Raw genomic sequence first — 24,805 nt, 5'->3', positions numbered from 1 at the left:
CCAGAAGTAGTTGCGTGCTCTATTTTTATTATGGTTGCGGGCTTTTTGTTTTTGTTGATCGCCCTCGCCATGAAGCTTCACCTTCATGACACTCCCAATCGGGAGCCAAGAGCAAACGGATTGCTTTGGTCGCTGTGTTGCTGATCTACGATCCAACCAGTTCAGGCTCTGCCTTAGGGCAGTTTTTGTTGTTCTCGGCCTGGTTGCGGGGCAAGCCCCAAATGCAACGCCTCTCCAAAAGAATCAGTTAGCTGCGCCTCCGCCGTGTTGTTTTTGTTATGCGTGAGTCGATTCGTCTTATTTTTATTGTCTTGTACAAAGCTTGTTATTGTTTTTGTACTAAGCATATAGCAGGGTGCGTGCCAACTTTTGTTCCGCCCAGCAAAACCGGGGGTTTGAGCTAGTTTTGGCTTTTGGATGGGCGAAAAAAAGCCGGGGCTTCGTTACCGTAAGCCCCGGCTTCTGTTACGTGAAAAAGCTGCGGTAACAGTTTTTTCACATCTGAGGGTGTTACCTGTGGGGGCGCGCCCTCAGCTTTCGCTGGCCACCCCGGTCTTGCGCCGTGGAATGCCCAGGCGCTGGCGGCGTTCCCACAGGCACTTGCGGCTCACGCCCAGCTTGCGCGCCAGTTCGGTCTCGGTCATATGGTCCTGATGCTCAAGCACGAAGTGCTGGAAGTAGTCTTCCAGTGACAGATCTTCGGTCGGCTCATGGCTGGTATTGCTGCCACCGCCCTGTTGCGGGGCCAGGCCGATGAAGTCGTCGTCTTCCAGGTCGCTCAGCTCGATATCGATACCCAGCAGCTCGGCGGAAATGTCCGGGCTCTCCGACAGAATCACTGCACGCTCGACCGCGTTCTCCAGTTCACGCACGTTACCCGGCCACGAGTAATGCCGAATCGCCTGCTCGGCGTCGGCGGCAAACTTGAGGTCGGTACGGTTGATGCGCGCGCTCTGGCGCAGCAGAAACGCATTGGCGATCTCATTCACGTCGGCACCGCGCTCGCGCAGGGCCGGCAGCTTGAGGGCGATGACGTGCAGGCGGTAATACAAGTCTTCCCGGAACTGGCCGATCTTGGCCAGGCTCTTGAGGTCACGGTGGGTCGCGGCGATCAGGCGCACATCGACCTTCTGTGATTGCACCGAGCCGACGCGGCGAATCTCGCCTTCCTGCAACACGCGCAGCAGGCGCGCCTGGGCTTCCAGGGGCAGTTCGCCAATTTCGTCGAGGAACAAGGTGCCGCCGTCCGCCGCTTCGACCAACCCTGCGCGCCCGGCGCTGGCGCCGGTAAATGCGCCTTTCTCGTGGCCGAACAGTTCGGACTCGATCAGCGATTCGGGGATCGCCGCGCAGTTCACCGAGATCATCGGTGCCTTGGCTCGCTTGGACAGGTTGTGCAGGGCGCGGGCCACCAGCTCTTTACCGGTGCCCGACTCGCCCTGGATCAATACATTGGAATCGGTGGGCGCCACTTTGCGGATCTTGCTGTACAGGTCCTGCATCGGTGGGCAGGAGCCGATGATGCCGATCTCGCCGTTGCTGTTGTCGACACCCGGCTTCTCGGCAGCCTTGCCGGCAGGACGCTGCTCGGCCGGCGCACTGCCAGCCGACTGACGGTCACGCAGGATGCGCGCCACGGCCTGGAGCATTTCGTCGTGATCGAAAGGCTTGGCGATGTAGTCCACCGCGCCCATCTTCATCGAGTCCACCGCCGAGCGCAGGCTGGCATAGCTGGTCATGATCAGCACCGGCGTGCCCTGGCCAAGCTTGATCAGCTCGGTGCCCGGTGCGCCCGGCAGGCGCAGGTCGCTGACAATCAGGTCGAACGTGGGAATGCTGAAACGCTCTTGGGCTTCCTGCACCGAGCCGGCTTCGCTGACCTGATACTGATTACGTTCAAGCAGGCGACGCAAGGCAGAGCGGATAATGGTTTCGTCTTCGACGATCAAAATGTGCGGCATTGATTCAATTCTCTCGACGGTCTCAGTTCACAGCGGACGTCGCTTCGACATGACGCGGCAAGGTCACCCGAATACGGGTGCCGCGTTGGCTTTCGGTGTCAGCCGGGCTGTCGATGGTGATTTGTCCATAATGCTCTTCAACGATGGAATAGACCAGTGCAAGGCCCAGACCGGTACCTTCACCCGGGTCCTTGGTGGTGAAGAAAGGTTCGAACAATCGGTCCATGATGTTCTGTGGAATACCGCTGCCTTCGTCCTCCACGATCAAGTCGACCGTGTGCTCGAAAGCCTCGCTCTTGACGCGTACCGCACTGCCGGCAGGGGTTGCGTCACGGGCGTTTGAAAGCAGGTTGATCAGCACCTGCGCCAAGCGTTGGGAGTCGCCGTCGACCCAGTGGTCCGGGTCGCACAGGTTAAAAAACTGTACTTCGAAATTGCGCCGGTTCAAGGCCAGCAGCCCAATGGCATCCTGCGCCACTTCCGCCAGGCACACCGCTTCGTCCAGGTTCTGATGCGCGCCGGCGTGGGCGAAGCTCATCAGCGACTGCACGATGCGTGACACACGCTTGGTCTGCTCAAGGATCTGCCCGCTGATTTCGGTGATTTCGGCGTCTTCCTCGCGCTCTTCGCGCAGGTTTTGCGCCAGGCACGCGATACCGGTGATCGGGTTGCCGATTTCATGGGCCACACCCGCGGCCAGGCGACCAATGCTGGCCAGGCGCTCGGAGTGCACCAGCTTGTCTTCGAGCATCTGGGTTTCGGTCAGGTCTTCCACCAGCAACACCAGGCCACTGTTACCCGGTGCCAGCGGCTCGTCGATCGCGGCTTTGTGCAGGTTGAGCCAGCGGGTCTGGCCGTCCAGCGCCAGGTGCTGTTTGTGCAAGTGCTCGTCGGGCAGGTTGATAAAGCCTTGCAGCAGTTCTTTCCAAGGCTCGCCCAAGGTATTCAGGCGTGAACCCACCACACGCTGGGCGGCGATGCCGGTGAGTTCTTCCATGGCCTTGTTCCACATCAGGATCTCTTGATCCTTGGCCAGGGAACACACGCCCATCGGCAGTTCCTGCAGGGTCTGGCGATGGTAGCGGCGCAGGGCGTCGAGTTCGGCGGCAAGGCCGGTGAGGCGTGAGTGGTAGTCCTCCAGCCGGCTCTCGATGAAATGGATGTCTTCGGTGACGTAGTTTTCGCCGCCGGCCTTATAGGGCAAGAAGGTTTCCACCATGTCCTGGGACACGCTGGGGCCCATCAGGCCGGACAGGTTGGCCTCAATGCGGTCGCGCAAACGGCGCAGGGCATACGGGCGGCGCTCGTCAAACGGCAGGTAAAGGTCGCGCAGCGCCTGCTCGACTTCCTTTTGCGCAGCCTTGGCGCCCAGCGGCTTGGCCAATTGGGTGGCGAACTCTTGCGGTGAGGCCGCGTGCAGCTCGCGACGTTGCGGGCGCCGCACGTTGTCCACCGCGCAGGCCTCGGCTGCGCTGGTCTCTTCGGGGCTGGCGTTGGTGAACAGCGAGATCAAGGTAAACATCAGCACGTTGGCGGCCAAGGAGGCGATCGCCGCCATGTGCCAGCTGGTGTCGTCCAACACGTAGATCATGTTCAGCAGCGGAATATAGAAGCCCTGCAGGTTGCCGACCAGCGGCAGCAGCATGGTCACCATCCACACCAGAATGCCTGCCAGCAGCCCGGCGATAAAGCCGCGACGGTTGGCGGTCGGCCAGTACAGCACCGACAACACGCCCGGCAAGAACTGCAAGGTCGCGACAAACGCGACGATGCCGAGGTTGGCCAGGTCTTGCCCGGCGCCCAGCAGCAGGTAGAAACCATAGCCGGCCATGATGATGGCGACGATCAGCGCGCGGCGCGTCCATTTCAGCCAACGGTAGATATTACCTTCGGCCGGCGGCTGATACAGCGGCAGCACCAGGTGATTGAGCGCCATGCCGGAGAGTGCCAGCGTGGTGACGATGATCAAGCCACTGGCCGCCGACAAACCGCCCACATAAGCCAGCAATGCCAGGGATTTGCTGTTGGCGGCAATACCGACGCCAAGGGTGAAGTATTCGGGGTTGGTAGTGGCGCCGAGCTTGAGGCCGGCCCACAGGATCAGCGGCACCGCCAGGCTCATCAACAGCAGGAATAGCGGCAAGCCCCAGCTGGCGCTGACCAATGAGCGCGGGTTGAGGTTCTCGGTGAACGTCATGTGGTACATGTGCGGCATCACAATCGCCGAAGCGAAAAACACCAGCAGCAGCGTGCGCCATGGGCCTTCCTGCAACGGGGTGTGCAGGGCGGCGAGGGCGGTCTGGTTTTGCAGCAGCCACAGCTCCAACTGCTGCGGGCCGTCAAACACGCCATACAGCGCATACAGGCCGACACCGCCGATGGCGATCAGCTTGATCACCGACTCGAAGGCAATCGCAAACACCAGGCCTTCGTGCTTCTCGCGCGTGGCGATATGGCGTGAACCGAAGAAAATCGTGAACAGCGTGATCAACGCGCAAAAAGCCAGGGCGACGCGGTGCTGTACCGGTTCGCGGGTGAGGATGCTGATGGAGTCGGCCACGGCCTGGATCTGCAGGGCCAGCAACGGCAGCACGCCGATCAGCATGAAAATCGTGGTCAGCGCGCCGGCCCAGGTGCTGCGAAAGCGGAAGGCAAACAAGTCCGCCAGGGACGACAGCTGATAGGTACGGGTGATTTTCAGGATCGGGTACAGCAACACCGGCGCCAGCAAAAACGCGCCGGACACGCCCAGGTAGCTGGACAGAAAGCCGTAGCCATACTGATAGGCCAGCCCCACGGTGCCATAAAATGCCCAGGCGCTGGCGTAGACGCCCAGAGACAAGGTGTAGGTCAACGGATGGCGAATGATCGCCCGCGGAATCATTCCGCGCTCACTGATCCAGGCAACTCCGAACAACGCGGCCAGGTAGGCGGCGCTGATCAGCAGCATCTGGGTGAGGCTAAAGCTCATCGGCATCTTTTTGGCTCTGCAGGATGAAGGTCACGACGATCAGGATCAGCCACAGCAGATAAGGGCGATACCAGGCGCCCGTGGCGTCGATCCACCAATCCATGATGGCGGGGGAAAACAGGTAGATCCCGACGACCAGCAGCAGGACCAATCGATAGATGTACATGTTGGCCTCTGATTAAAAAACTGCCGCGATGGTAACGGATGCTTGGCAAGCTGCAAGCGCCTTCAACTCAATTGCGCTTCGGCCAGGGTAAGTGTGCGCGGGATCTGGCTGGCATCCCAGTGTGCAATGCCCCAATCCAGCAGTTCCCGTGGGCTGGCGTGCAGCAGTTCGTTGCCGGGTTGCTGGCCGAGGGCGCGCAGCGCTCTTAATAGCAAAGGTGTGGCCTGGCCTTGTGTCAACGGCGGCGAGCGGTAGGATTTGCCCAGCTTGTTGCCGTCCGGCTGAGTGATCAGCGGCACGTGCAGGTAACGCGGCTGGCGCAGGCCCAGCAGTTCCTGCAGGTACAACTGGCGCGGCGTGGAATCGAGCAGGTCGGCGCCGCGCACGATGTCGGTGACACCCTGCCAGGCATCGTCGAGTACCACTGCCAGTTGGTAGGCATACAGGCCATCGCGACGGCGGATGATGAAATCGCCCACATCACGGCCCAGGTGCTGTCGGAATTCGCCTTGCACGCGGTCGGTAAAGTGATACGCCAGCTCCGGTACGCGCAGGCGGATCGCCGCGTCTTGCTGTTCATGCCCGAGGTTGCGGCACAGGCCTGGATAGATGCCGTGGTAGGGCTCCAATTGTTTACGCGAGCAGGTGCAGGCGTAAGCCAGGCCGTGGTTGAACAGGTCGTTCAAGACTTTGGCGTAGGCCTCATGCCGTTCGCTTTGTCGGACCAGTTCCCCATCCCACTCGAAGCCATAGCTTTCCAGGGCGTGCAGGATCGCCGCCTGGGCGCCGGGTTCTTCACGGGGTGGGTCGAGGTCTTCCATGCGCATCAACCAGCGGCCGTGATTGGCGCGGGCATCGAGGTAGGAGGCGAGGGCGGCAACCAGCGAACCGAAGTGCAGGTGGCCGCTGGGCGTGGGGGCGAAACGCCCGATATAGGTAGAGGCTGTCATGGGCCGGATACTACTGGAAAACCACTGAGCGCCAGAAACAAAAATGGAGCGTTCGCACGCCCCATTTTTTGTTTTTCGCATTCAGCCCGGCAGGATTACTTGCCGACCTGTTTTTCCTTGATTTCAGCCAAGGTCTTGCAGTCTACGCACAGGTCCGCGGTTGGGCGGGCTTCCAGGCGACGAATACCAATCTCGACGCCGCAGGATTCGCACCAGCCGTATTCCTCGTCCTTGATCAGTTGCAGGGTCTTGTCGATCTTCTTGATCAGCTTGCGCTCTCGATCACGCGCTCGCAGTTCAAGGGCGAACTCTTCTTCCTGGCTCGCACGGTCGGCCGGATCAGGAAAGTTGGCTGCTTCGTCCTTCATGTGGTCAACGGTACGATCAACCTCCTGCATCAAGTCCTGTTTCCACTTGTTCAGGATCTTGGTGAAGTGCTCGCGCATGGGCTCGCCCATGTACTCCTCGCCCTTTTTTTCCACATAGGGTTCGAAGCCGCCGAGGCCTTGAGTCTGCTGTTGCTTTGCTTGGGTGGACATGAATAGACCGCCTCTCACTCTTCTAATCCATTGCGCAGGATTGCAACGTCACCGACACCTGCCGGCCCTGCGGCTGCAAGCGGGCGAACTTACCAGATAGATTCGGGGTGCGCCACTCCCGGTTGTCGAGGCCCAACGTGGCAGGCTTGCAAACTGTCATGGCCCGCCATGGCTGGGTGTAGCGTGTCTCGAAGGTTGATTTTAGTCGTTTTGCAGGCGCTTGCTCGGTTCATCACGGAGGACCGAGCAGGCAATAGAGCATGTTTTACCGCGCGGGTTCGGTAGAATCCGAATTTTGTCCTCACCGTCTAAGGAAGGCTAATGGCTCAGCCCTACAGTGCGCGCAGTCGCGCCATCGAACCTTTTCACGTTATGGCGTTGCTGGCGCGAGCCAATGAGCTGCAGGCGGCTGGCCATGATGTTATCCACCTGGAGATCGGCGAGCCGGATTTCACCACGGCCGAGCCGATTATCCAGGCCGGCCAGGCCGCGCTGGCCAACGGCAAGACACGCTATACCGCGGCCCGCGGGCTGCCCGAGTTGCGCCAGGCCATCAGTGGTTTTTACCAGCAGCGCTACGGCCTGAGCGTCGACCCCGAGCGCATCCTGATCACGCCCGGTGGCTCTGGCGCGTTGCTGCTGGCCAGCAGCCTGCTGGTCGATCCGGGCAAACATTGGCTGTTGGCCGACCCAGGCTACCCGTGTAACCGACATTTCCTGCGGCTGGTGGAAGGCGCTGCGCAGCTGGTGCCGGTTGGCCCGGACGTGCGCTACCAGTTGACTGCTGAGCTTGTGGCCAAACACTGGAATGCAGACAGCGTTGGCGCGCTGGTGGCCTCGCCGGCCAACCCGACCGGCACGATTCTCAGCCGCGACGAACTGGCGGGGTTGTCGAGTGCAATCAAGGCGCGTAACGGTCATTTGGTGGTGGACGAGATCTATCACGGCCTCACCTACGGCACCGATGCCGCCAGCGTGCTGGAAGTCGACGACGAGGCCTTCGTCTTAAATAGTTTTTCGAAGTATTTCGGCATGACCGGCTGGCGCCTCGGCTGGCTGGTGGCGCCACCGGCGGCGGTGGGCGAATTGGAGAAGTTGGCGCAAAACCTCTACATCAGCGCGCCGAGCATGGCCCAGTACGCGGCGTTGGCGTGTTTCACCGAGCAAACCCTGAGCATTCTGGAAGAGCGCCGCGCCGAGTTCGGGCGCCGCCGGGATTTCCTGCTGCCAGCCTTGCGCGAGTTGGGCTTTGGCATCGCCGTAGAGCCCGAAGGCGCGTTCTACTTGTATGCCGATATCAGCGCGTTCGGCGGTGATGCCTTCGCGTTTTGCCGTCATTTCCTTGAAACCGAACATGTGGCGTTTACGCCAGGCCTGGATTTCGGTCGTTATCAGGCCGGCCACCATGTGCGTTTTGCCTACACGCAAAACCTCGATCGGCTACAGGAAGCGGTGGAACGCATCGCCCGTGGCTTGCGGAGCTGGCAAGGCTGATGCGCTTTAATCCTCCCCTCGAAGAAGGGCGGCTGATCCGCCGCTACAAGCGCTTTCTCACCGACATCGAAACGCTGACCGGCGAGTTGCTGACCATTCACTGCCCCAACACCGGCTCGATGCTCAATTGCATGGTGGAGGGCGGCCAGGTCTGGTTCAGTCGCTCCACAGACCCCAAGCGCAAGTTGCCGGGCACTTGGGAAATTGCCGAAACCCCTCAAGGCCGGCTGGCGTGCGTCAACACTGCGCGCGCCAACCAATTGGTGGAAGAAGCGTTGCGCGCCGGGGTGATCACTGAACTCAACGGTTTTACTGCCCTGAAGCGCGAAGTGCCTTATGGCCAGGAAAAAAGCCGTATCGATTTTCGCCTGGATTACCCACACGGCGCGGCCTATGTGGAAGTCAAAAGCGTCACCCTGGGCTTTGACGGCTCGCCGGTGGCGGCGTTTCCCGACGCAGTGACCCAACGTGGCGCCAAGCATTTGCGCGAGTTGGCGCACCTGGCGCGTGAGGGTGTGCGTGCGGTGCAGTTGTATTGCGTGAACCTGTCGGGGATCGACGCTGTGCGCCCGGCGGTGGAAATCGATGCGGGCTACGCCGCTGCGCTGCGCGAGGCCAAGGCGGCCGGCGTGGAGGTGTTGGCCTACGGTGCGCGGGTCACGCCGCAGGAAATTATCATCGACCGGCGTCTGGACGTGATGATCGGCGACTAGAGTTCAACCCACAGGCCTTGCGCGTCTTCACGGCCGGGCAGGGCTTTAAGGCTTTGGCCCGCGCATGGCCCGGCGATGCACTCGCCGCTTTCGATTAGGAACAAGGCGCCGTGGGTGGCGCACTGGATCAGGCTGGCGCTGCTGTCCAGGAACTGGTCGGGCTGCCATTCCAGCGGGATGCCGCGATGGGGGCAGCGGTTGAGGTAGAAGTAGACAACGCCGTCACGGCGCACGGCGATTACTTTGCAACCGTCTATTTCAAAACCGCGGCTGCTGTTGGGCGCCAGTGCATCCGAGGGGCAGAGAAACTTCATAACGATCCTTAAGTGCCTTGACGTTCAAATGCAAACAATTATCAAATGCCGGCTTCGCCTGTTAGCTGATTGGGTGCTCTGTACGATGCCAGACAGGGTTTAACTGTCACATCCATGAGTGCTTGAGTGGCCCTGCCCTTGGAAGGAAACCCTGTTATGCGCCTGAGTACCAGCGCTATTGCGCTTGTTGCCTCACTGCTGGTCAACCACGGGGCGTACGCCTCTGAACTGCCGCAACGCTGGGTCAGTGCCGGTGGGGCGCTATCGGAATGGGTCACGGCGCTGGGCGGGGAGTCAAAGCTGGTGGGGGTGGATACCACCAGTCAGCACCCTGAATCGCTCAAGGCGTTGCCGAGCATTGGTTACCAGCGCCAATTGTCCGCGGAAGGGATTTTAAGCCTGCGCCCACAGGTGTTGGTGGGCACTGAAGAAATGGGGCCGCCGCCGGTGCTGGCGCAGATCCGCGGCGCGGGCGTGCAGGTAGAGATGTTCTCGGCCGAGCCGGATTTGCCGACCTTGAAAGGCACCCTTCAGCACCTGGGCAAGCTGTTGGGTGATGAAATCAGGGCCAACGAATTGTTTACCGGGTATGAACAAAAGCTGCATCAGCAGAAAGCCTGGGTCGCCAAGGCCCAGGCCACGCAGAAGGCGCCGGGTGTGCTGCTGTTGCTCGGGCATGCAGGCGGCAAGCCGCTGATCGCGGGGAAGGACACGGCCGCCGATTGGCTGTTGCAGCAGGCGGGCGGGCATAACCTCGCGACCCACACCGGCTATAAGCCGTTTTCGGTGGAGTCGCTGGCCGGTCTGAGCCCTGATGTGCTGGTGTTTGCTGATCGTGCCCTCACCGGCGATGCCGCGCGGGCGGCCTTGTTCAAGGAAAACCCGATTCTGGCGTCAACGCCGGCGGCTAAAAATGGCCGCGTGTTTGAGCTGGACCCGACCCTGCTGGTCGGCGGGCTTGGGCCGCGTTTGCCGCAAAGCCTGGTGCAATTGTCTGCCGGGTTTTATCCGTCCCAGGCTAAACCTGCCCAATGACGACTCTGGTTAAACCGAAAACGCTGTTTATCGGGCTCGCACTGTTATGCCTTCTGGCAACCTGGCTTTCATTGGCGTTGGGGCCGGTCAGCCTGCCGTTGCTGGATACGCTCAAGGCCGCCTTGCGCCTGATGGGCGTGCCGATTGAAGCCCAAGGCCTGGAGCAGGCCGAATTGATCCTTGGGCAGATTCGTCTGCCGCGAACCTTGCTGGGATTGGCGGTGGGCGGTGTGCTGGCATTGTCGGGTGTGGCGATGCAGGGCTTGTTTCGCAACCCGTTGGCCGATCCGGGGTTGGTCGGTGTGTCCAGCGGTGCGGCGCTCGGGGCGGCTATTGCGATCGTCGGCGGTTCTTTTTTTGGCGGCCTGCCGGATGCGGTCGGGCCTTATCTGTTGTCGTTGTGCGCATTTCTCGGCGGCTTGGGCGTCACTGCCCTGGTCTATCGCCTGGGGCGCCGCAACGGTCAGACCAATGTCGCGACAATGCTGCTGGCCGGTATCGCGCTTACCGCCTTGGCCAGTTCGGCGGTGGGGTTGTTTACCTATCTGGCCGATGACGCCACCTTGCGTACCCTGACCTTCTGGAACCTGGGCAGCCTCAATGGTGCCAGCTATTCGCGGTTGTGGCCATTGCTGTTGGTGAGTGCCGCTGTGGCGCTGTGGTTGCCGCGTCGGGCAAAAGCCTTGAATGCACTGCTGCTGGGTGAGTCCGAGGCCAATCACCTTGGGATCAATGTTGAAGGGCTCAAGCGTGAACTGGTGTTCTGCACAGCCCTGGGTGTGGGCGCAGCGGTAGCGGCGGCGGGCATGATCGGGTTTGTCGGGCTGGTGGTGCCGCATCTGGTGCGCTTGTTGGCCGGGCCGGATCATCGAGTGTTGTTGCCGGCGTCTGTGCTCGCGGGCGCGAGCCTGTTGCTGTTGGCTGACCTGGTGGCACGCCTGGCGCTGGCGCCCGCTGAACTGCCGATCGGCATCGTGACGGCCTTTATCGGCGCGCCGTTTTTTCTTTATTTGTTGTTGCGAGGGCGCGCCTGATGCTGCGAGTAGAAGCGTTACAGGTCCGGCGTGGCGATAAAACCGTGTTGGAGGATGTCACCCTGGACTTGCTGCCGGGTGAAGTGCTCGGTGTGCTCGGCCCTAACGGAGCAGGCAAGAGCACGCTGCTCGGTGCGTTGTGCGGCGAGCTGAAGCCGGATCAGGGCAAGGTGTGGCTGGATCAGCAAGCCTTGACGGACTGGAGCGGGCCGCACCGGGCCCAACGTTTGGCAGTGTTGCCGCAGACTTCCACGCTGGATTTCGCATTCCGTGTCGAGGAGGTTGTGGGCATGGGCCGCTTGCCCCATCAGACCGGACGCGTGCGTGATGACGAAATCATCCAGGCGGCGCTGCACGCAGCAGACGTGGGCCATTTGAGCGGGCGCAGCTACCTGGCGTTGTCGGGTGGCGAACGCCAGCGTGTGCATCTTGCGCGAGTGTTGGCGCAGTTATGGCCAGGGGAAGCCGGCCAGACGCTGCTGTTGGATGAGCCGACCTCGATGCTTGACCCCTTGCACCAACACACGACCCTGCAAGCCATACGTACATTCGCTGATCGCGGCGCTGCGGTGCTGGTGATTCTCCATGACCTGAACCTGGCGGCGCGTTATTGCGACCGGATTCTGTTGCTGGAGCAGGGGCGCCCACACGCGTTGGATACGCCGGCGCAGGTGATGCGGCCCGAGCCACTTAAGGCGGTGTTTGGTTTGGAGGTGCTGGTACAGCCGCACCCGGAGCGTGGCCATCCGTTGATCATCGCGCGCTGAATCGGTTTTTTTACAGGTAAAAAAAGACCCGGCAAGAGCCGGGTCAAATAACCGTGATTAGCCTGATGAGGAGATAATCTGAGAGTCCGAACCAATGGTCTTTCAGTTATCGGCTGATCTCGCGACCAGTTGTGATAATCATAACGATTCTCATTTGAGAGTCAACCTCTGTTTTTCGACGATCTGCGGTTTTTCTCAAACACACGTTCGAACTACCCATAAACATTGGGAATTCCTGCAGACCTAAATCTTCTGACGCGCTGAAATCGCCTCCAGCTGACGGTTCAATGCCTCCTTGCGCTCTGTCGGGATGTCGTTCCAGTGCACGTCCATCAAAGCTCCTTCGATTGCATACAGCAGCACTTTCGAGGCCCGAAACCCGCGAGTGCGCACGGCTCGGTAGGCATCTACAGCTCCCAGGCGACGTAAGTCGGACGCACTGTGGATGCCCACCGCATGCAGCCACTGCGCCGACGTCTTGCCCAGGTTTTTCAGGTGTTGCAGCTCATCGTTCATCAAGCCTCCTTGCGACGGCCGAATGGTGCGGTGGGTATCGTGACCAGGCAAGCCTGAAAAGGAGTGTAGCGCTCAGTAGGAAAAGCGTGGTTCTTTGGTCAGGAACGGCTGAAAAGCTTATAAGAATTTTTAAGGGTATTGCCGACAAGCGGGCAGGAGGCGCCGCTACGCGTCAGGCGTAGCCGGGGCCCGAAAGATGAAGTTACTTGGTGCGGTAGCGCAAACGAGTGCCGAAATTGACCGACATCAGGATCTCGTCAGCCGTCAGTTCGGGGGAGAAGTAGGTGCCGGAAATCTGCGCATGGGCCAGGCTGGCACCTTCCAATGAGCACTCGCGCAGGTCCAGGCCGCGCAGGTCGGCAGAGCGGAAGTAGGCGTCGGTGAAATCCACGCCCGTGGCGTTCAGGTCACGCAGGTCCAGCCCGCGGAAGTCGCCACCGCGCATGTCGATGGTGCCGTCTTTGGGGCGCTCCTGATTGAATCCGCGGATGTCGTCTTTATGCAGGAGTGCGTAGAGCGGAGTATCAAGAAGCTTGGGCTGACTCATGACGGCGACTCCTGTTGGAATTATGACGCCATTATAGTGCCACTATTGCTCGGTCGTGCACCGTAGATCGGCGACACGACCAAGAAATATTTCTTACAGGCCGGGCAGGCGCTGACGAATGTGCGCTACCAGAGCGTCGAGTGTGCCGCTCTCGTTGGTTTCCACGCGTTTGCTCAGCAGCAGTTCTTCGGCGGTCAGCGGGTCACGGTTGGCCTGTTGCTCTTCGATAATGGTGAGTGTCGCGTCGGAAGGATCGTTTTTATCCGCCTGACGTTGCGCCAGCCAGCTAGCGATGACGGCTTGCGGTGCGTTGCAATCGAGGATCAGGAAAGGCGCGCCGGTGGCCTCGGCAACCTTGGCGGCGGCGTTGCGTTGTGCGCTTTTCAGGAAGGTCGCGTCCAGCACTACCGGGTAGCCAGCACGCAAGACGGTATCGGCGATTTCATTCAAGCGAGCGTAGGTGGCGGCGCTGGCTTCGGCGGCGTAGATACCGGCTTGCGGGGTGTTCTCGACCTTCTGTTCACCAAACAGGCGCTTGCGTTCCACATCCGAACGCAGGCGCACGGCACCCAAGGCTTCCACCAGGCGCATGGCCACGTGGCTTTTACCGACGGCCGAAACACCGTGGGTTATCGCCAGGAAGCGCGACGGAATGGTGCTGTAGCTTTCCGCCAGGTTGGCGTAGTTGCGGTATTGGCGCAGGGTGGTGGCGCGTTGCACCGGGCTGGCCTCGCTTGGCATGCTGAACAACGACACCTTGGCGCGTACCAGTGCACGGTAGGCTTTATAGAAGTTCAGCACTTCAAGGCCTTGGTAGTCGCCGGTCAGTTCCAGGTACTGGCTGATAAAACGGCGCGCCAGGGATTTGAGGCCGCGGTCTTCCAGGTCCATCGCCAGGAAGGCCGTGTCGGCATACACATCGGTGAAGCGGAACGGCTCGTTGAACTCGATGCAGTCGAAGATCACTACTTGGCCATCGATCAAGGTGGCGTTGCCCAAGTGGATATCACCGTGACATTCGCGAGTGAACCCTTCGAGCTTGCGCTGGGCCAGCAGGGGCTTGAGGCGTTCGAAGCTGGCTTCGGCCCAGGCTTGCAGGGCTTCGAGCTGGGCCAGGTCGGCTTTGTCGCTGAGGAACGGGCGGATCTGATCGAAGTTCTGGCGAACCGGTGCCATCACTTCATCCGGTGTGCCGGCGGGGTGGTCTTGCGGCACTTTCGGTGCGCTGAGGTGGAAGTGCGCAATCTGCTTGGCCATGTCGTCAATGTGCGCGCTGGTGACCTCGCCATTGGCTTGCAGGGTGCTGAGCAGTTGGCTTTGCGGGAATTGGCGCATTTTCAGCGCGTATTCGATCACCGGGCCATCACCGCCCAATTGCGGGGCTTCGGTGCTGCCGGTGATTGGCAACACGTCAAGATACAAATCTTCAGTCAGGCGCTGGTTAAGGCGCAGCTCTTCGCGGCAGAAGTGGCCGCGGTCGTCCAGTTGGGTGAAATCCAGAAAGCCGAAGTTCATCGGCTTCTTCAGCTTGTAAGCATACGGGCCGGTCAGTATGACCCAGGAAATATGGGTCTCAATGACTTGGAACGCTTCAACCGGATGGGGATACAAAGCCGGGTTTTGCAGGGCTGCGATCAGGGACTGGCTCACGGGCGATCCTTCAAAGTCTGGGGGAAATCATGGCCGGCATTATGGCGGTTACAGTCGGTCGTGCAAACCGCTGTCCGGCTCATGTTGATCGTCAATAAAGTGCGTATAATCCGCCGCCATGACTCGAACCCGATCTCCCCGTTCCCGTAAAAAACCTCCTTCACGCGGCCTGCGCCCGTGGCTGGGCTGGGCCATCAAGCTAAGCCTGGTAGGCCTTGTGGTGCTCGCAGGCTTCGCGGTGTACCTCGACGCCGTGGTCCAGGAGAAATTCTCCGGCAAGCGCTGGACCATCCCGGCCAAGGTGTATGCACGCCCGCTGGAATTGTTCACCGGCCAAAAGCTGAGCAAGGAAGACTTCCTTACCGAACTCGACGCCTTGGGCTATCGCCGCGAACCCGTGAGCAACGGCCCTGGCGCCGCAGCGGTCAGCGGCAATACCGTCGACCTGAATACCCGTGGCTTCCAGTTCTATGAAGGCCTGGAGAAAGCCCAGCCGGTGCGCGTGCGCTTCTCCGGCGATTACGTAGCCGAGCTGTCGTCGCTCAATGGCTCGAAGCTGCCCGTGGTACGCCTTGAACCGCTGATGATCGGCGGTATTTACCCCAAGAACCTCGAAGATCGCATCCTGATCAAGCTCGATCAGGTGCCACCGTACCTGCTCGATACGCTGATCGCCGTTGAAGACCGCGATTTCTACAGCCACTGGGGTGTGTCGCCCAAGTCGATCGCCCGCGCCATCTGGGTTAACACTTCCGGCGGCAAGATGACCCAGGGCGGCAGTACGCTCACGCAACAATTGGTCAAGAACTTTTACCTGACCAATGAGCGCAGCCTGACCCGTAAACTCACCGAAGCCATGATGGCCATGCTGCTGGAGCTGCATTACAGCAAGCAGGAGATTCTCGAGGCTTACCTCAACGAGGTCTTCGTCGGCCAGGATGGCCAACGCGCCGTGCACGGTTTCGGCCTGGCCAGCCAGTTCTTCTTTGGCCAGCCTTTGTCCGAATTGAAATTGCATCAAGTCGCGTTGCTGGTGGGGATGGTCAAGGGCCCGTCCTATTACAACCCGCGCCGTAACCCGGAACGTGCGCTTGAGCGCCGTAACCTGGTGCTGGATGTACTCGAGCAGCAGGGCGTGGCCACCGCTGAACAAGTCGCGGCAGCGAAAAAAATGCCACTGGGTGTTACCACTCGCGGCAAGCTGGCCGACAGTTCGTTCCCGGGCTTTATCGATCTGGTCAAACGCCAGCTACGTGAAGACTACCGCGACGAAGACTTGACCGAAGAAGGCCTGCGGATCTTCACCAGTTTCGACCCGATCCTGCAGATGAAAGCCGAAGCGTCGGTCAACGACACCTTTAAACGCCTGACCGGCCGCAAAGGCTCGGATGAAGTCGAAGCGGCGATGGTGGTAACCAACCCGGAAACCGGTGAAGTGCAAGCCATGATCGGCAGCCGCCAGGCCAGTTTTGCCGGTTTCAACCGTGCGCTGGATGCGGTGCGGCCGATCGGCTCGCTGGTCAAACCGGCGGTCTACCTCACGGCCCTGGAAAAACCAAGCAAGTACACCCTGACCAGTTGGCTGTCGGATGACCCGCTGTCGGTCAAAGGGGCGGATGGCCAGGTGTGGACGCCGCAGAACTTTGATCGTCGCTCCCACGGCACTGTGTTCCTGTACCAGGGGCTGGCGCATTCCTACAACATCTCCACCTCGCGCCTTGGGCTTGAAGTGGGCGTGCCGAATGTGCTGAAAACTCTGGGGCGACTGGGCATCACCCGTGAGTTCCCGGCGTTCCCATCGATGCTGCTGGGCGCTGGCGCCATGACCCCGATGGAAGTGGCGACGATGTACCAGACCCTCGCCAACGGTGGTTTCAATACCCCGATGCGCGGCATTCGTAGTGTGCTGACCGCCGAGGGCGAACCGCTCAAGCGTTACCCGTTCCAGATCCAGCAGCGCTTTGACGCGGGCTCCATCTACCTGATTCAGAACGCCATGCAGCGCGTGATGCGCGAAGGCACCGGGCGTTCGGTCTACAGCGTGCTGCCGTCGAACCTGACGCTGGCGGGCAAGACCGGCACCAGTAACGATTCGCGTGACAGCTGGTTCGCAGGCTTCGGCCAGGATGTGCTGGCCGTGGTGTGGCTGGGCCGCGACGATAACGGCAAAACCCCGTTCACCGGTGCTACCGGTGCGCTGCAGGTGTGGACCAGTTTCATGCGCAAGGCCGATCCGTTGCCGCTTAACATGCCGCAGCCGGACAACATCGTGCAGGCGTGGATTGATCCGCACACGGGACAAGGCTCCGACGCCAACTGTCCGGGCGCGGTACAGATGCCGTATATTCGCGGCAGCGAGCCACCTGCTGGTGCTGCGTGCGGTGGCAGTGCCCCCGCTGACGCGGATTCGGTGATGGATTGGGTCAAGGGCTGGATGCATTAAGCAAAGAGGGTTTCAAGTGAACAAGTTGTGGATTCCAGCTATTACCGCCCTGGTTATGCTCGGCGGTTGCTCCAGCGTGCAGCGCGGTTCCATTCCCGTGGTGGACTCAAGCACGAACGTTTCCAATAACGACCGTATCTCGGCCACTGGCGGTTTCCGTCAGACCGTGGTCAAGCGTCCTGCCCAGGCTACGCCTCAGTCCATACCGCAGGATTCGGGTGTGGTGGTGATGGTGCCGGGCGGCGGTGCTGCGACGTCGGCGCCGATCAGTGCCGAGCCTTGGACGCCAGGGCCAAGCACATCGGGGCCGGCTGGCTCCGCGCCGATCCAGACCGCGCCGATCAACCAGGGCACTTACAACATGCCGCCGTCGACGCCGAGCGGTATTCCGTCTTCGTCTAACGCGGGCGGCCTGTCGGCTGACGAGCAGCTGGACGGGCCGGTACTGGCTCTGTTGACCACCGCCCAGCAGCAACAATCGGGGGGTGACCTGAACGGGGCATCGTCGAGCCTTGAGCGCGCCCAGCGTGTGGCGCCGCGTGAGCCGCAAGTGCTGTATCGTCTGGCCCAGGTGCGCCTGGCCCAGGGCGACGCGCCGCAAGCCGAGCAGTTCGCCCGTCGCGGCCTGACGTTGGCCAACGGTCGCCCGGACCTGCAAGCCAACCTGTGGGCTTTGATTGGTGACGCGCGTGCCGCACAAGGCGACGCCGCCGGTGCTGCCCAGGCGCGGCAAAAAGCCAAGGTCAGCCTCTGATGGATGCACGGTTTCCGGCAATTGCCGAACAGCTGTTGCTGATTGAACGTGAGTTACGCGTGCAGGGTTGGTGGGACGAAGTGTCCCCCAGCGCTGAAGCGCTTGGCAGTGTCGAACCGTTTTCGGTGGATACGCTGGACTTTCACCAGTGGTTGCAATGGATCTTCCTGGTGCGCATGAAGCAGATCCTTGAGCAGGACCTGCCGTTGCCCAACGCATCAGGGATTCTTGAGATGGCGGAGATGGTTTACGCCGATCGCCCGCTTGAGAGCCTTGGCCTACGCAATGCGCTGAAAAAGTTCGACCAATTGATCGTCGACGCTCGTTAATTGCCTGACTGCCGGGTTTTCCGGCAGTCTTGCGCACATTTCTACCGCTTGACGACATTCAGGCGAGTTTTATCCCTCCTCAAACCCCTTTAATCTTCGTTCTCATGCGCTTAGTTGGAAAAAAGCGCAATTATTGCTTGACTTGAAGGGGCTGAAACAGAAGAATCCAAAGTCCGCTGTATCGGGACTGCCAGAAGCAGGCCCGCTCAGCAGATCATGAGGCGCATATCCGCGCCGACCTGTAACACCCGCAACGCGTTACCTCGCGCTGGGTGGGAAAAGCCCGCAACACTTGGGACGATCCCAATACTTGCTCAGTCAGTGCTGACGTAGTCGGCGACCACCGTCGCTCATGCTCTGTTGAGAAGTAAACCTATTAAGACCCGTCGGTTTTTAACGGACGGTATTCTGGCGTTTTAGAGGTGAACAACGTGGAGCTTTTATCTGGCGGTGAGATGCTCGTCCGCTTTTTGCGTGACGAAGGCGTCGACTATATCTACGGGTACCCAGGTGGTGCTCTGCTGCATGTTTACGACGCACTGTTCAAGGAGCCGGCTGTTACCCACATCCTGGTTCGCCACGAACAGGCCGCGACCCATATGGCTGACGGCTATGCCCGTGCCACCGGTAAAGCCGGTGTGGTACTGGTAACCTCCGGCCCAGGCGCAACCAATGCCATTACCGGCATCGCGACTGCCTATATGGACTCCATCCCGATGGTGATCATTTCTGGCCAGGTGCCTAGCACCATGGTCGGTACCGATGCATTCCAGGAAACCGACATGATCGGTATCTCCCGGCCGATCGTGAAACACAGCTTCATGATCAAGCATGCGTCGGAAATCCCGGAAGTCATGAAAAAGGCCTTCTACCTCGCACAGTCCGGTCGCCCGGGCCCTGTGGTGGTCGATATCCCGAAAGACATGACCAACCCGGCGGAAAAGTTCGAATACGTCTTCCCGAAAAAAGCCAAGCTGCGCTCCTACAGCCCGGCCGTGCGTGGGCACTCGGGGCAAATCCGCAAGGCGGCAGAAATGCTCTTGGCGGCCAAGCGCCCAGTGTTGTACTCCGGCGGTGGCGTGATTCTGGGCGGCGGCTCTGCACCTCTGACCGAATTGGCCAAACTGCTCAACCTGCCGGTGACCAATACCCTGATGGGCCTCGGCGCATTCCCGGGTACGGACCGTCAGTTCGTCGGCATGCTCGGCATGCACGGCAGCTACACCGCCAACCTGGCCATGCACCACGCCGACGTCATCCTGGCGGTGGGCGCGCGGTTTGATGACCGTGTGATCAACGGACCGAGCAAGTTTTGCCCGAATGCCAAGATCATCCACATCGACATCGACCCGGCGTCCATCTCCAAGACCATCAAGGCCGACGTGCCGATCGTAGGTCCGGTAGAAAGCGTGTTGACCGAAATGGTTGCGGCGCTCAAGGACATCGGCGAAACGCCGAACAAGGAATCGGTTGCCAGTTGGTGGAAGCAGATCGACGAATGGCGCGGCGATCGCGGCCTGTTCCCTTACGACAAGGGCGACGGCAGCATCATCAAGCCACAAACCGTGATCGAAACCCTGTGCGAAGTGACCAAGGGCGATGCCTTTGTGACCTCCGACGTGGGCCAGCATCAGATGTTCGCTGCGCAGTACTACACGTTCGACAAGCCTAACCGCTGGATCAACTCCGGTGGCCTGGGCACGATGGGCTTTGGTTTCCCAGCGGCCATGGGTGTGAAACTGAGCTTCCCGGACACTGACGTCGCCTGCGTGACGGGTGAGGGCAGCATCCAGATGAACATCCAGGAGCTGTCGACGTGCCTGCAGTACGGTCTTCCGGTGAAGATCGTGTGCTTGAACAACGGCGTGCTGGGCATGGTTCGTCAGTGGCAGGACATGAGCTACAACAGCCGTCACTCCCATTCCTACATGGAATCGCTGCCGGATTTCATCAAGTTGGTTGAAGCCTACGGCCACGTCGGCATGCGCATCACTGATTTGAAAGATCTGAAGCCGAAGATGGAAGAGGCGTTCGCCATGAAGGACCGCCTGGTGTTCCTCGATATTCAAGTGGACACCAGCGAGCACGTCTACCCGATGCAGATCAAAGACGGCTCTATGCGCGACATGTGGCTGAACAAGACGGAGCGTACCTAATCATGCGGCACATTATCTCCCTGCTTCTGGAGAACGAACCCGGCGCTCTGTCTCGTGTTGTCGGCCTGTTTTCGCAACGCAACTACAACATCGAAAGCCTGACTGTAGCACCAACCGAAGACCCGACCCTGTCGCGCCTGACGTTGACGACTGTTGGTCACGATGAGGTGATCGAACAGATCACCAAAAACCTCAACAAACTGATCGAAGTGGTCAAGCTTGTCGACTTATCGGAAAGTGCCCACATCGAGCGTGAGCTGATGCTGGTTAAAGTCAAGGCGACGGGTGCCCAACGTGCCGAGATCAAACGGACTACCGATATTTATCGCGGGCAGATCGTTGATGTAAGCGCCAGCGTTTATACCGTTCAACTGACCGGTACAAGCGACAAGCTGGACAGCTTCATCCAGTCGATCGGGACGGCCTCGATTCTGGAAACGGTACGCAGTGGTGTCACCGGGATTGCCCGTGGCGACAAAGTACTCAGCATCTAACCCAAATTAGCGAATGGCCTTACGGCCTGGATATATAGAGGAACCTCATGAAAGTTTATTACGATAAAGATTGTGACCTGTCGATCATCCAGGGCAAGAAAGTCGCCATCATCGGCTACGGTTCCCAGGGCCACGCCCAAGCGTGCAATCTGAAAGATTCCGGCGTTGACGTGACTGTCGGCCTGCGCAAAGGCTCGGCGACTGTTGCCAAGGCTGAAGCCCACGGCCTGAAAGTGACTGACGTTGCTTCCGCCGTTGCAGCTGCCGACCTGGTCATGATCCTGACCCCGGACGAATTCCAGTCCGCGCTCTACAAGAACGAAATCGAGCCGAACATCAAGAAAGGCGCCACCCTGGCCTTCTCCCACGGCTTCGCCATTCACTACAACCAGGTTGTGCCACGCGCTGACCTCGACGTGATCATGATCGCGCCGAAAGCACCGGGCCACACCGTGCGCTCCGAGTTCGTCAAAGGCGGCGGCATCCCTGACCTGATCGCGATCTACCAGGACGCTTCGGGCAACGCCAAAAACGTTGCACTGTCCTACGCCGCTGGCGTTGGTGGCGGTCGTACCGGCATCATCGAAACCACCTTCAAGGACGAGACCGAAACCGACCTGTTCGGCGAACAAGCCGTTCTGTGCGGCGGTACCGTTGAGCTGGTCAAGGCCGGTTTCGAAACCCTGGTTGAAGCTGGCTACGCGCCGGAAATGGCCTACTTCGAATGCCTGCACGAACTGAAGCTGATCGTTGACCTCATGTACGAAGGCGGTATCGCCAACATGAACTACTCGATCTCCAACAACGCCGAATACGGCGAGTACGTGACCGGCCCGGAAGTGATCAACGCCGAATCCCGTCAGGCCATGCGCAACGCCCTGAAACGTATTCAGGACGGCGAATACGCCAAAATGTTCATCAGCGAAGGCGCTACCGGCTACCCTTCGATGACCGCCAAGCGTCGTAACAACGCCGCTCACGGTATCGAAGTTATCGGCGAGCAACTGCGCTCCATGATGCCGTGGATCGGTGCCAACAAGATCGTGGACAAAGCCAAAAACTAAGTCGTACGCATCAAGAGAAAACGCGGCTTAGGCCGCGTTTTTTCGTTTGGGGGCGGGTTCTGGTATAAAGCTGCATCGTTTGCGGGCGAACACGCGCTGCAAGTATTTGTCGAATTCTTTTCACACCGTTGCAAGGTAAAGTCCATGACCGAACGTCCCGAAGAGCCAAACCAGGCCTCTGACGCCGAAAGCCTGCTACCGATCGATGAGCATGTCGAAGAAGGGCATGATGCGGAAGGTCGCAAGGTCCGGCATCGTGGTATCTATCTTCTGCCCAATCTGTTTACTACGGCCAACCTGTTTGCCGGGTTCTACTCCATCATCAACTCCATGAGCGCGCAAAGCGCATTGGCGGCGGGTGATGCGGCGAGTGCCAGCAAGTATTTCGGCTTTGCCGCTATCGCCATCTTCGTGGCCATGGTGCTCGACGGCCTGGATGGCCGGGTGGCGCGCATGACCAATACCCAAAGCGCGTTCGGTGCCGAGTACGACTCGCTGTCGGACATGGTGGCCTTCGGCGTTGCCCCGGCACTGCTGGCGTTTGCCTGGGCGCTGGGAGATATGGGCAAGGTCGGCTGGATGGTTGCCTTCATCTATGTCGCCGGCGCGGCGTTGCGTCTGGCGCGCTTCAACACCCAAGTGGGGACTGCCGACAAGCGTTACTTCATCGGCCTGGCCAGCCCGGCGGCGGCAGGTGTGGTGGCCGGTATTGTCTGGGCGTTCAGTGACTACGGCATCCAGGGGTCGAAGATGTCGTTCCTGGTGGCCTTGATGGTTGCAGCCGCCGGCATGCTGATGGTCAGCAACATCAAGTACAACAGCTTCAAGGAGTTTGACCTCAAGGGGCGCGTGCCTTTCGTGGCGATCCTGGTGGTGGTGTTGGTGTTCGCGGTCGTCTTCAGTGATCCGCCGCGTATTCTGCTGCTGGCGTTCCTGGTGTATGCCGCGTCGGGGCCGGTTCAATACCTGCTGCACCTGCGCCGCGACAAAACATTGCCTTAATGTAATTTCCCCCATACTCCGCAGTCTATTGGTGCATCAGTTCTCCAATGCTGCGGAGTTGCCATGTTAATCAAGATCCCCAAAGCGTCCGATTGTCATGAATCGGATGTCACGCCTGAATCCTTCTATCTTTCGCGTCGCAGCTTGCTCGGCGGTGCGCTGGCCGGTGTTGCGGCCACTGCGTTGCCACGTTGGGCGAGTGCCGACGATGCGGCGCGTTATGCCGATGTCGAGCCGGGCAATGCCCCAGGCTGGTTTGCCGACAAGCTGCCCAATACCCAATGGCAGGCGGTTACGGTAAAGGACGAAGCTATTACCCCGTTCAAAGACGCGACCCACTACAACAACTTCTATGAGTTTGGTACGGACAAGGGCGACCCGGCGAAGAATGCCGGTTCACTCAAGACCGAACCCTGGAGTGTGGTGATTGATGGGGAAGTCGGCAAACCTGGGCGCTATGCCCTGGAAGACTTCATGAAGCCTTATCAATTGGAAGAGCGCATCTACCGTCTACGGTGTGTCGAGGCGTGGTCGATGGTGATTCCGTGGATGGGCTTTCCTATTTCAGCCTTGCTCAAGCAGGTTGAGCCCACCGCTAAAGCCAAGTACATCCGCTTTGAAACACTGCAGGATCCCAAAAGCATGCCGGGGCAGCGCTCCAGCTTCGGCCTGATCGACTGGCCTTATGTAGAAGGGCTGCGTCTGGATGAGGCAATGAACCCGTTGGCGATCCTGGCCGTGGGGATGTATGGGCGGGAGTTGCCGAACCAGAACGGCGCGCCATTGCGTCTTGTAGTTCCGTGGAAGTACGGCTTCAAGAGCGTGAAGTCGATTGTGCGGATCAGTCTGGTCAGCGAGCAGCCGAAGACGACTTGGCAAAGTATTGCGGCCAATGAGTATGGGTTCTACGCAAATGTGAATCCGACCGTCGACCACCCTCGCTGGACTCAGGCGCGTGAGCGCCGTTTGCCGAGCGGTCTGTTCAGCCCGAATGTGCGCGAGACGCAAATGTTCAACGGCTATTCGGATGAGGTCGCTTCTCTCTATACGGGCCTGGATCTGCGGAAGAATTACTGATGCGTTATCCGATCTGGCGCGTTGGCGTCTTTATAGCGGCCGCGATATGGCCATTTTTCTGGCTGTACGAGGCATGGAGTGCTGTGCTCGGGCCTGATCCAGGCAAAGTGTTGATGGATCGGTTGGGGCTCGGCACCTTGATCCTGTTGCTGATCACGTTGAGCATGACGCCGTTGCAGAAGCTCAGCGGGTGGGCAGGGTGGATTGCCGTGCGCCGACAACTGGGGCTGTGGTGTTTTGCGTATGTGGCGCTGCATCTGGCCGCGTATTGCGTATTCATCCTGGGGCTGGATTGGTCGCAGTTCGGCGTGGAGCTGCGTAAACGGCCCTACATTATTGTCGGTGCGTTGGGTTTCCTTGGCCTGTTGGTACTGGCAGTGACGTCCAATCGCTATAGCCAGCGTCGGTTGGGCAGCCGTTGGAAGAAGCTGCACCGACTGGTGTACGTAATTCTTGGGCTCGGTTTGTTGCATATGTTGTGGATTGTGCGGGCCGACCTGAAGGAGTGGGCGATCTATGCATCTATAGGGGCGCTGCTGCTGGTGCTGCGGATCCCGCCAGTGATGCGCCGGATTCCCCGCCTTATTGCGAAAAAACCACTTTCTGCAACAAAAGCGTAATTAAGGATTGACGGCGTTTTATATCTGTCTATAATTCGCCCCACTTCCGGCGCAGTCGAAACGGAAAACTCCTTGGTAAACAAAGAGTTGCGAAGTTTTAGGCAGCGGGTTGCTTCAGTTCATCGAAGCCAGAAGGGAGTTGAAAAAGAGGTGTTGACAGCAGCGTGTAACGCTGTAGAATTCGCCTCCCGCTGCAGAGAGATCTTAAG

Annotated in this window: 23 protein-coding genes; 14 read left to right on the top strand and 9 right to left on the bottom strand. The window is 59.8% G+C overall.

Annotated elements, in window-relative coordinates:
• Positions 1–530 precede the first annotated feature (530 nt).
• The 5 genes from AOA59_RS09545 to dksA form a co-directional block, all read right to left on the bottom strand.
• Complete coding sequence (locus AOA59_RS09545) at positions 531–1,961, bottom strand: sigma-54 dependent transcriptional regulator (RefSeq protein ID WP_056859767.1); 1,431 nt, start codon at positions 1,959–1,961, stop codon at positions 531–533.
• Positions 1,962–1,983: 22 nt separating this feature from the next.
• Positions 1,984–4,938 carry a sensor histidine kinase gene (locus AOA59_RS09540; RefSeq protein WP_163005508.1) on the bottom strand — a complete coding sequence of 985 codons (2,955 nt, stop codon included), beginning with the start codon at positions 4,936–4,938 and terminating at the stop codon, positions 1,984–1,986.
• Positions 4,922–5,098: a hypothetical protein gene (locus AOA59_RS09535; protein WP_003176118.1), complete on the bottom strand. Its 177-nt coding sequence runs from the start codon at positions 5,096–5,098 to the stop codon at positions 4,922–4,924. Before AOA59_RS09535 ends, AOA59_RS09540 begins: the two co-directional genes overlap by 17 nt.
• A gap of 62 nt (positions 5,099–5,160) precedes the next feature.
• Positions 5,161–6,048 (bottom strand): tRNA glutamyl-Q(34) synthetase GluQRS, encoded by an 888-nt coding sequence (gene gluQRS, locus AOA59_RS09530; RefSeq protein WP_065911193.1) that lies wholly within the window; start codon positions 6,046–6,048, stop codon positions 5,161–5,163.
• A gap of 95 nt (positions 6,049–6,143) precedes the next feature.
• Entirely contained in the window at positions 6,144–6,587 is a 444-nt protein-coding gene (dksA, locus tag AOA59_RS09525) for an RNA polymerase-binding protein DksA (protein ID WP_003194150.1), read from the bottom strand.
• 321 nt (positions 6,588–6,908) lie between these two features.
• On the opposite strand from dksA, the gene AOA59_RS09520 reads away from it, so the two are divergent.
• Both AOA59_RS09520 and sfsA read left to right on the top strand, forming a co-directional pair.
• Positions 6,909–8,081, top strand: coding sequence for a pyridoxal phosphate-dependent aminotransferase (locus AOA59_RS09520; RefSeq protein ID WP_065911194.1), 1,173 nt, complete (start codon positions 6,909–6,911; stop codon positions 8,079–8,081).
• Positions 8,081–8,794, top strand: coding sequence for a DNA/RNA nuclease SfsA (sfsA, locus tag AOA59_RS09515; protein WP_056859771.1), 714 nt, complete (start codon positions 8,081–8,083; stop codon positions 8,792–8,794). The genes AOA59_RS09520 and sfsA overlap by 1 nt, the downstream gene beginning before the upstream one ends.
• On the opposite strand, the gene AOA59_RS09510 is transcribed toward sfsA, so the two are convergent.
• Positions 8,791–9,108, bottom strand: a complete 318-nt coding sequence (locus tag AOA59_RS09510) for a Rieske (2Fe-2S) protein (protein WP_099487036.1) — start codon at positions 9,106–9,108, stop codon at positions 8,791–8,793. The genes sfsA and AOA59_RS09510 overlap by 4 nt on opposite strands.
• A 156-nt stretch (positions 9,109–9,264) precedes the next feature.
• Between AOA59_RS09510 and AOA59_RS09505 the strand changes: the two genes are divergently transcribed.
• The 3 genes from AOA59_RS09505 to AOA59_RS09495 are packed head-to-tail and all read left to right on the top strand — an operon-like array spanning position 9,265 to position 11,944.
• Complete coding sequence (locus tag AOA59_RS09505; protein ID WP_099487034.1) at positions 9,265–10,143, top strand: hemin ABC transporter substrate-binding protein; 879 nt, start codon at positions 9,265–9,267, stop codon at positions 10,141–10,143.
• Positions 10,140–11,177: an iron ABC transporter permease gene (locus AOA59_RS09500; RefSeq protein WP_099487032.1), complete on the top strand. Its 1,038-nt coding sequence runs from the start codon at positions 10,140–10,142 to the stop codon at positions 11,175–11,177. Before AOA59_RS09505 ends, AOA59_RS09500 begins: the two co-directional genes overlap by 4 nt.
• Entirely contained in the window at positions 11,177–11,944 is a 768-nt protein-coding gene (locus AOA59_RS09495) for a heme ABC transporter ATP-binding protein (protein WP_099487030.1), read from the top strand. The genes AOA59_RS09500 and AOA59_RS09495 overlap by 1 nt, the downstream gene beginning before the upstream one ends.
• Positions 11,945–12,187: 243 nt before the next feature.
• On the opposite strand, the gene AOA59_RS09490 is transcribed toward AOA59_RS09495, so the two are convergent.
• The 3 genes from AOA59_RS09490 to AOA59_RS09480 form a co-directional block, all read right to left on the bottom strand.
• On the bottom strand, positions 12,188–12,460 hold the full coding sequence (locus AOA59_RS09490) for a TfoX/Sxy family protein (RefSeq protein WP_017139226.1): 273 nt from the start codon (positions 12,458–12,460) through the stop codon (positions 12,188–12,190).
• 202 nt (positions 12,461–12,662) lie between these two features.
• Entirely contained in the window at positions 12,663–13,007 is a 345-nt protein-coding gene (locus AOA59_RS09485; RefSeq protein ID WP_056859776.1) for a pentapeptide repeat-containing protein, read from the bottom strand.
• Between the two features lie 93 nt (positions 13,008–13,100).
• A complete protein-coding gene (locus AOA59_RS09480; RefSeq protein WP_099487028.1) occupies positions 13,101–14,657 on the bottom strand; it encodes a bifunctional aminoglycoside phosphotransferase/ATP-binding protein in 1,557 nt (518 codons plus the stop codon).
• A gap of 118 nt (positions 14,658–14,775) precedes the next feature.
• On the opposite strand from AOA59_RS09480, the gene mrcB reads away from it, so the two are divergent.
• From mrcB to msrQ, 9 genes are all read left to right on the top strand, one after another.
• Entirely contained in the window at positions 14,776–17,100 is a 2,325-nt protein-coding gene (mrcB, locus tag AOA59_RS09475; RefSeq protein WP_056859778.1) for a penicillin-binding protein 1B, read from the top strand.
• 16 nt (positions 17,101–17,116) lie between these two features.
• Positions 17,117–17,854: a M48 family metallopeptidase gene (locus tag AOA59_RS09470; RefSeq protein ID WP_065911201.1), complete on the top strand. Its 738-nt coding sequence runs from the start codon at positions 17,117–17,119 to the stop codon at positions 17,852–17,854.
• Positions 17,854–18,183: a YqcC family protein gene (locus AOA59_RS09465; RefSeq protein ID WP_065911202.1), complete on the top strand. Its 330-nt coding sequence runs from the start codon at positions 17,854–17,856 to the stop codon at positions 18,181–18,183. The genes AOA59_RS09470 and AOA59_RS09465 overlap by 1 nt, the downstream gene beginning before the upstream one ends.
• Before the next feature lie 431 nt (positions 18,184–18,614).
• Positions 18,615–20,339, top strand: coding sequence for an acetolactate synthase 3 large subunit (locus tag AOA59_RS09460; protein WP_099487193.1), 1,725 nt, complete (start codon positions 18,615–18,617; stop codon positions 20,337–20,339).
• A gap of 2 nt (positions 20,340–20,341) precedes the next feature.
• The gene (gene ilvN, locus AOA59_RS09455) at positions 20,342–20,833 is read left to right on the top strand and encodes an acetolactate synthase small subunit (protein ID WP_003176102.1); all 492 of its coding nucleotides are present in this window, start codon (positions 20,342–20,344) and stop codon (positions 20,831–20,833) included.
• A gap of 47 nt (positions 20,834–20,880) precedes the next feature.
• Positions 20,881–21,897, top strand: coding sequence for a ketol-acid reductoisomerase (gene ilvC / locus AOA59_RS09450; RefSeq protein ID WP_003176099.1), 1,017 nt, complete (start codon positions 20,881–20,883; stop codon positions 21,895–21,897).
• A 144-nt stretch (positions 21,898–22,041) separates the two neighbouring features.
• Positions 22,042–22,899, top strand: coding sequence for a CDP-diacylglycerol--serine O-phosphatidyltransferase (gene pssA, locus AOA59_RS09445; protein WP_017139220.1), 858 nt, complete (start codon positions 22,042–22,044; stop codon positions 22,897–22,899).
• Between the two features lie 63 nt (positions 22,900–22,962).
• Complete coding sequence (msrP, locus tag AOA59_RS09440) at positions 22,963–23,976, top strand: protein-methionine-sulfoxide reductase catalytic subunit MsrP (protein WP_099487026.1); 1,014 nt, start codon at positions 22,963–22,965, stop codon at positions 23,974–23,976.
• Positions 23,976–24,596: a protein-methionine-sulfoxide reductase heme-binding subunit MsrQ gene (gene msrQ / locus AOA59_RS09435; RefSeq protein ID WP_069786528.1), complete on the top strand. Its 621-nt coding sequence runs from the start codon at positions 23,976–23,978 to the stop codon at positions 24,594–24,596. Before msrP ends, msrQ begins: the two co-directional genes overlap by 1 nt.
• Positions 24,597–24,805: the final 209 nt, after the last annotated feature.

The organism is Pseudomonas sp. 2822-15, from assembly GCF_002742515.1.
Classification (GTDB): domain Bacteria; phylum Pseudomonadota; class Gammaproteobacteria; order Pseudomonadales; family Pseudomonadaceae; genus Aquipseudomonas; species Aquipseudomonas salomonii.
The sequence above is the reverse complement of the archived record's forward strand: the minus strand, read 5'-3'. Positions and strand labels throughout refer to the sequence as shown.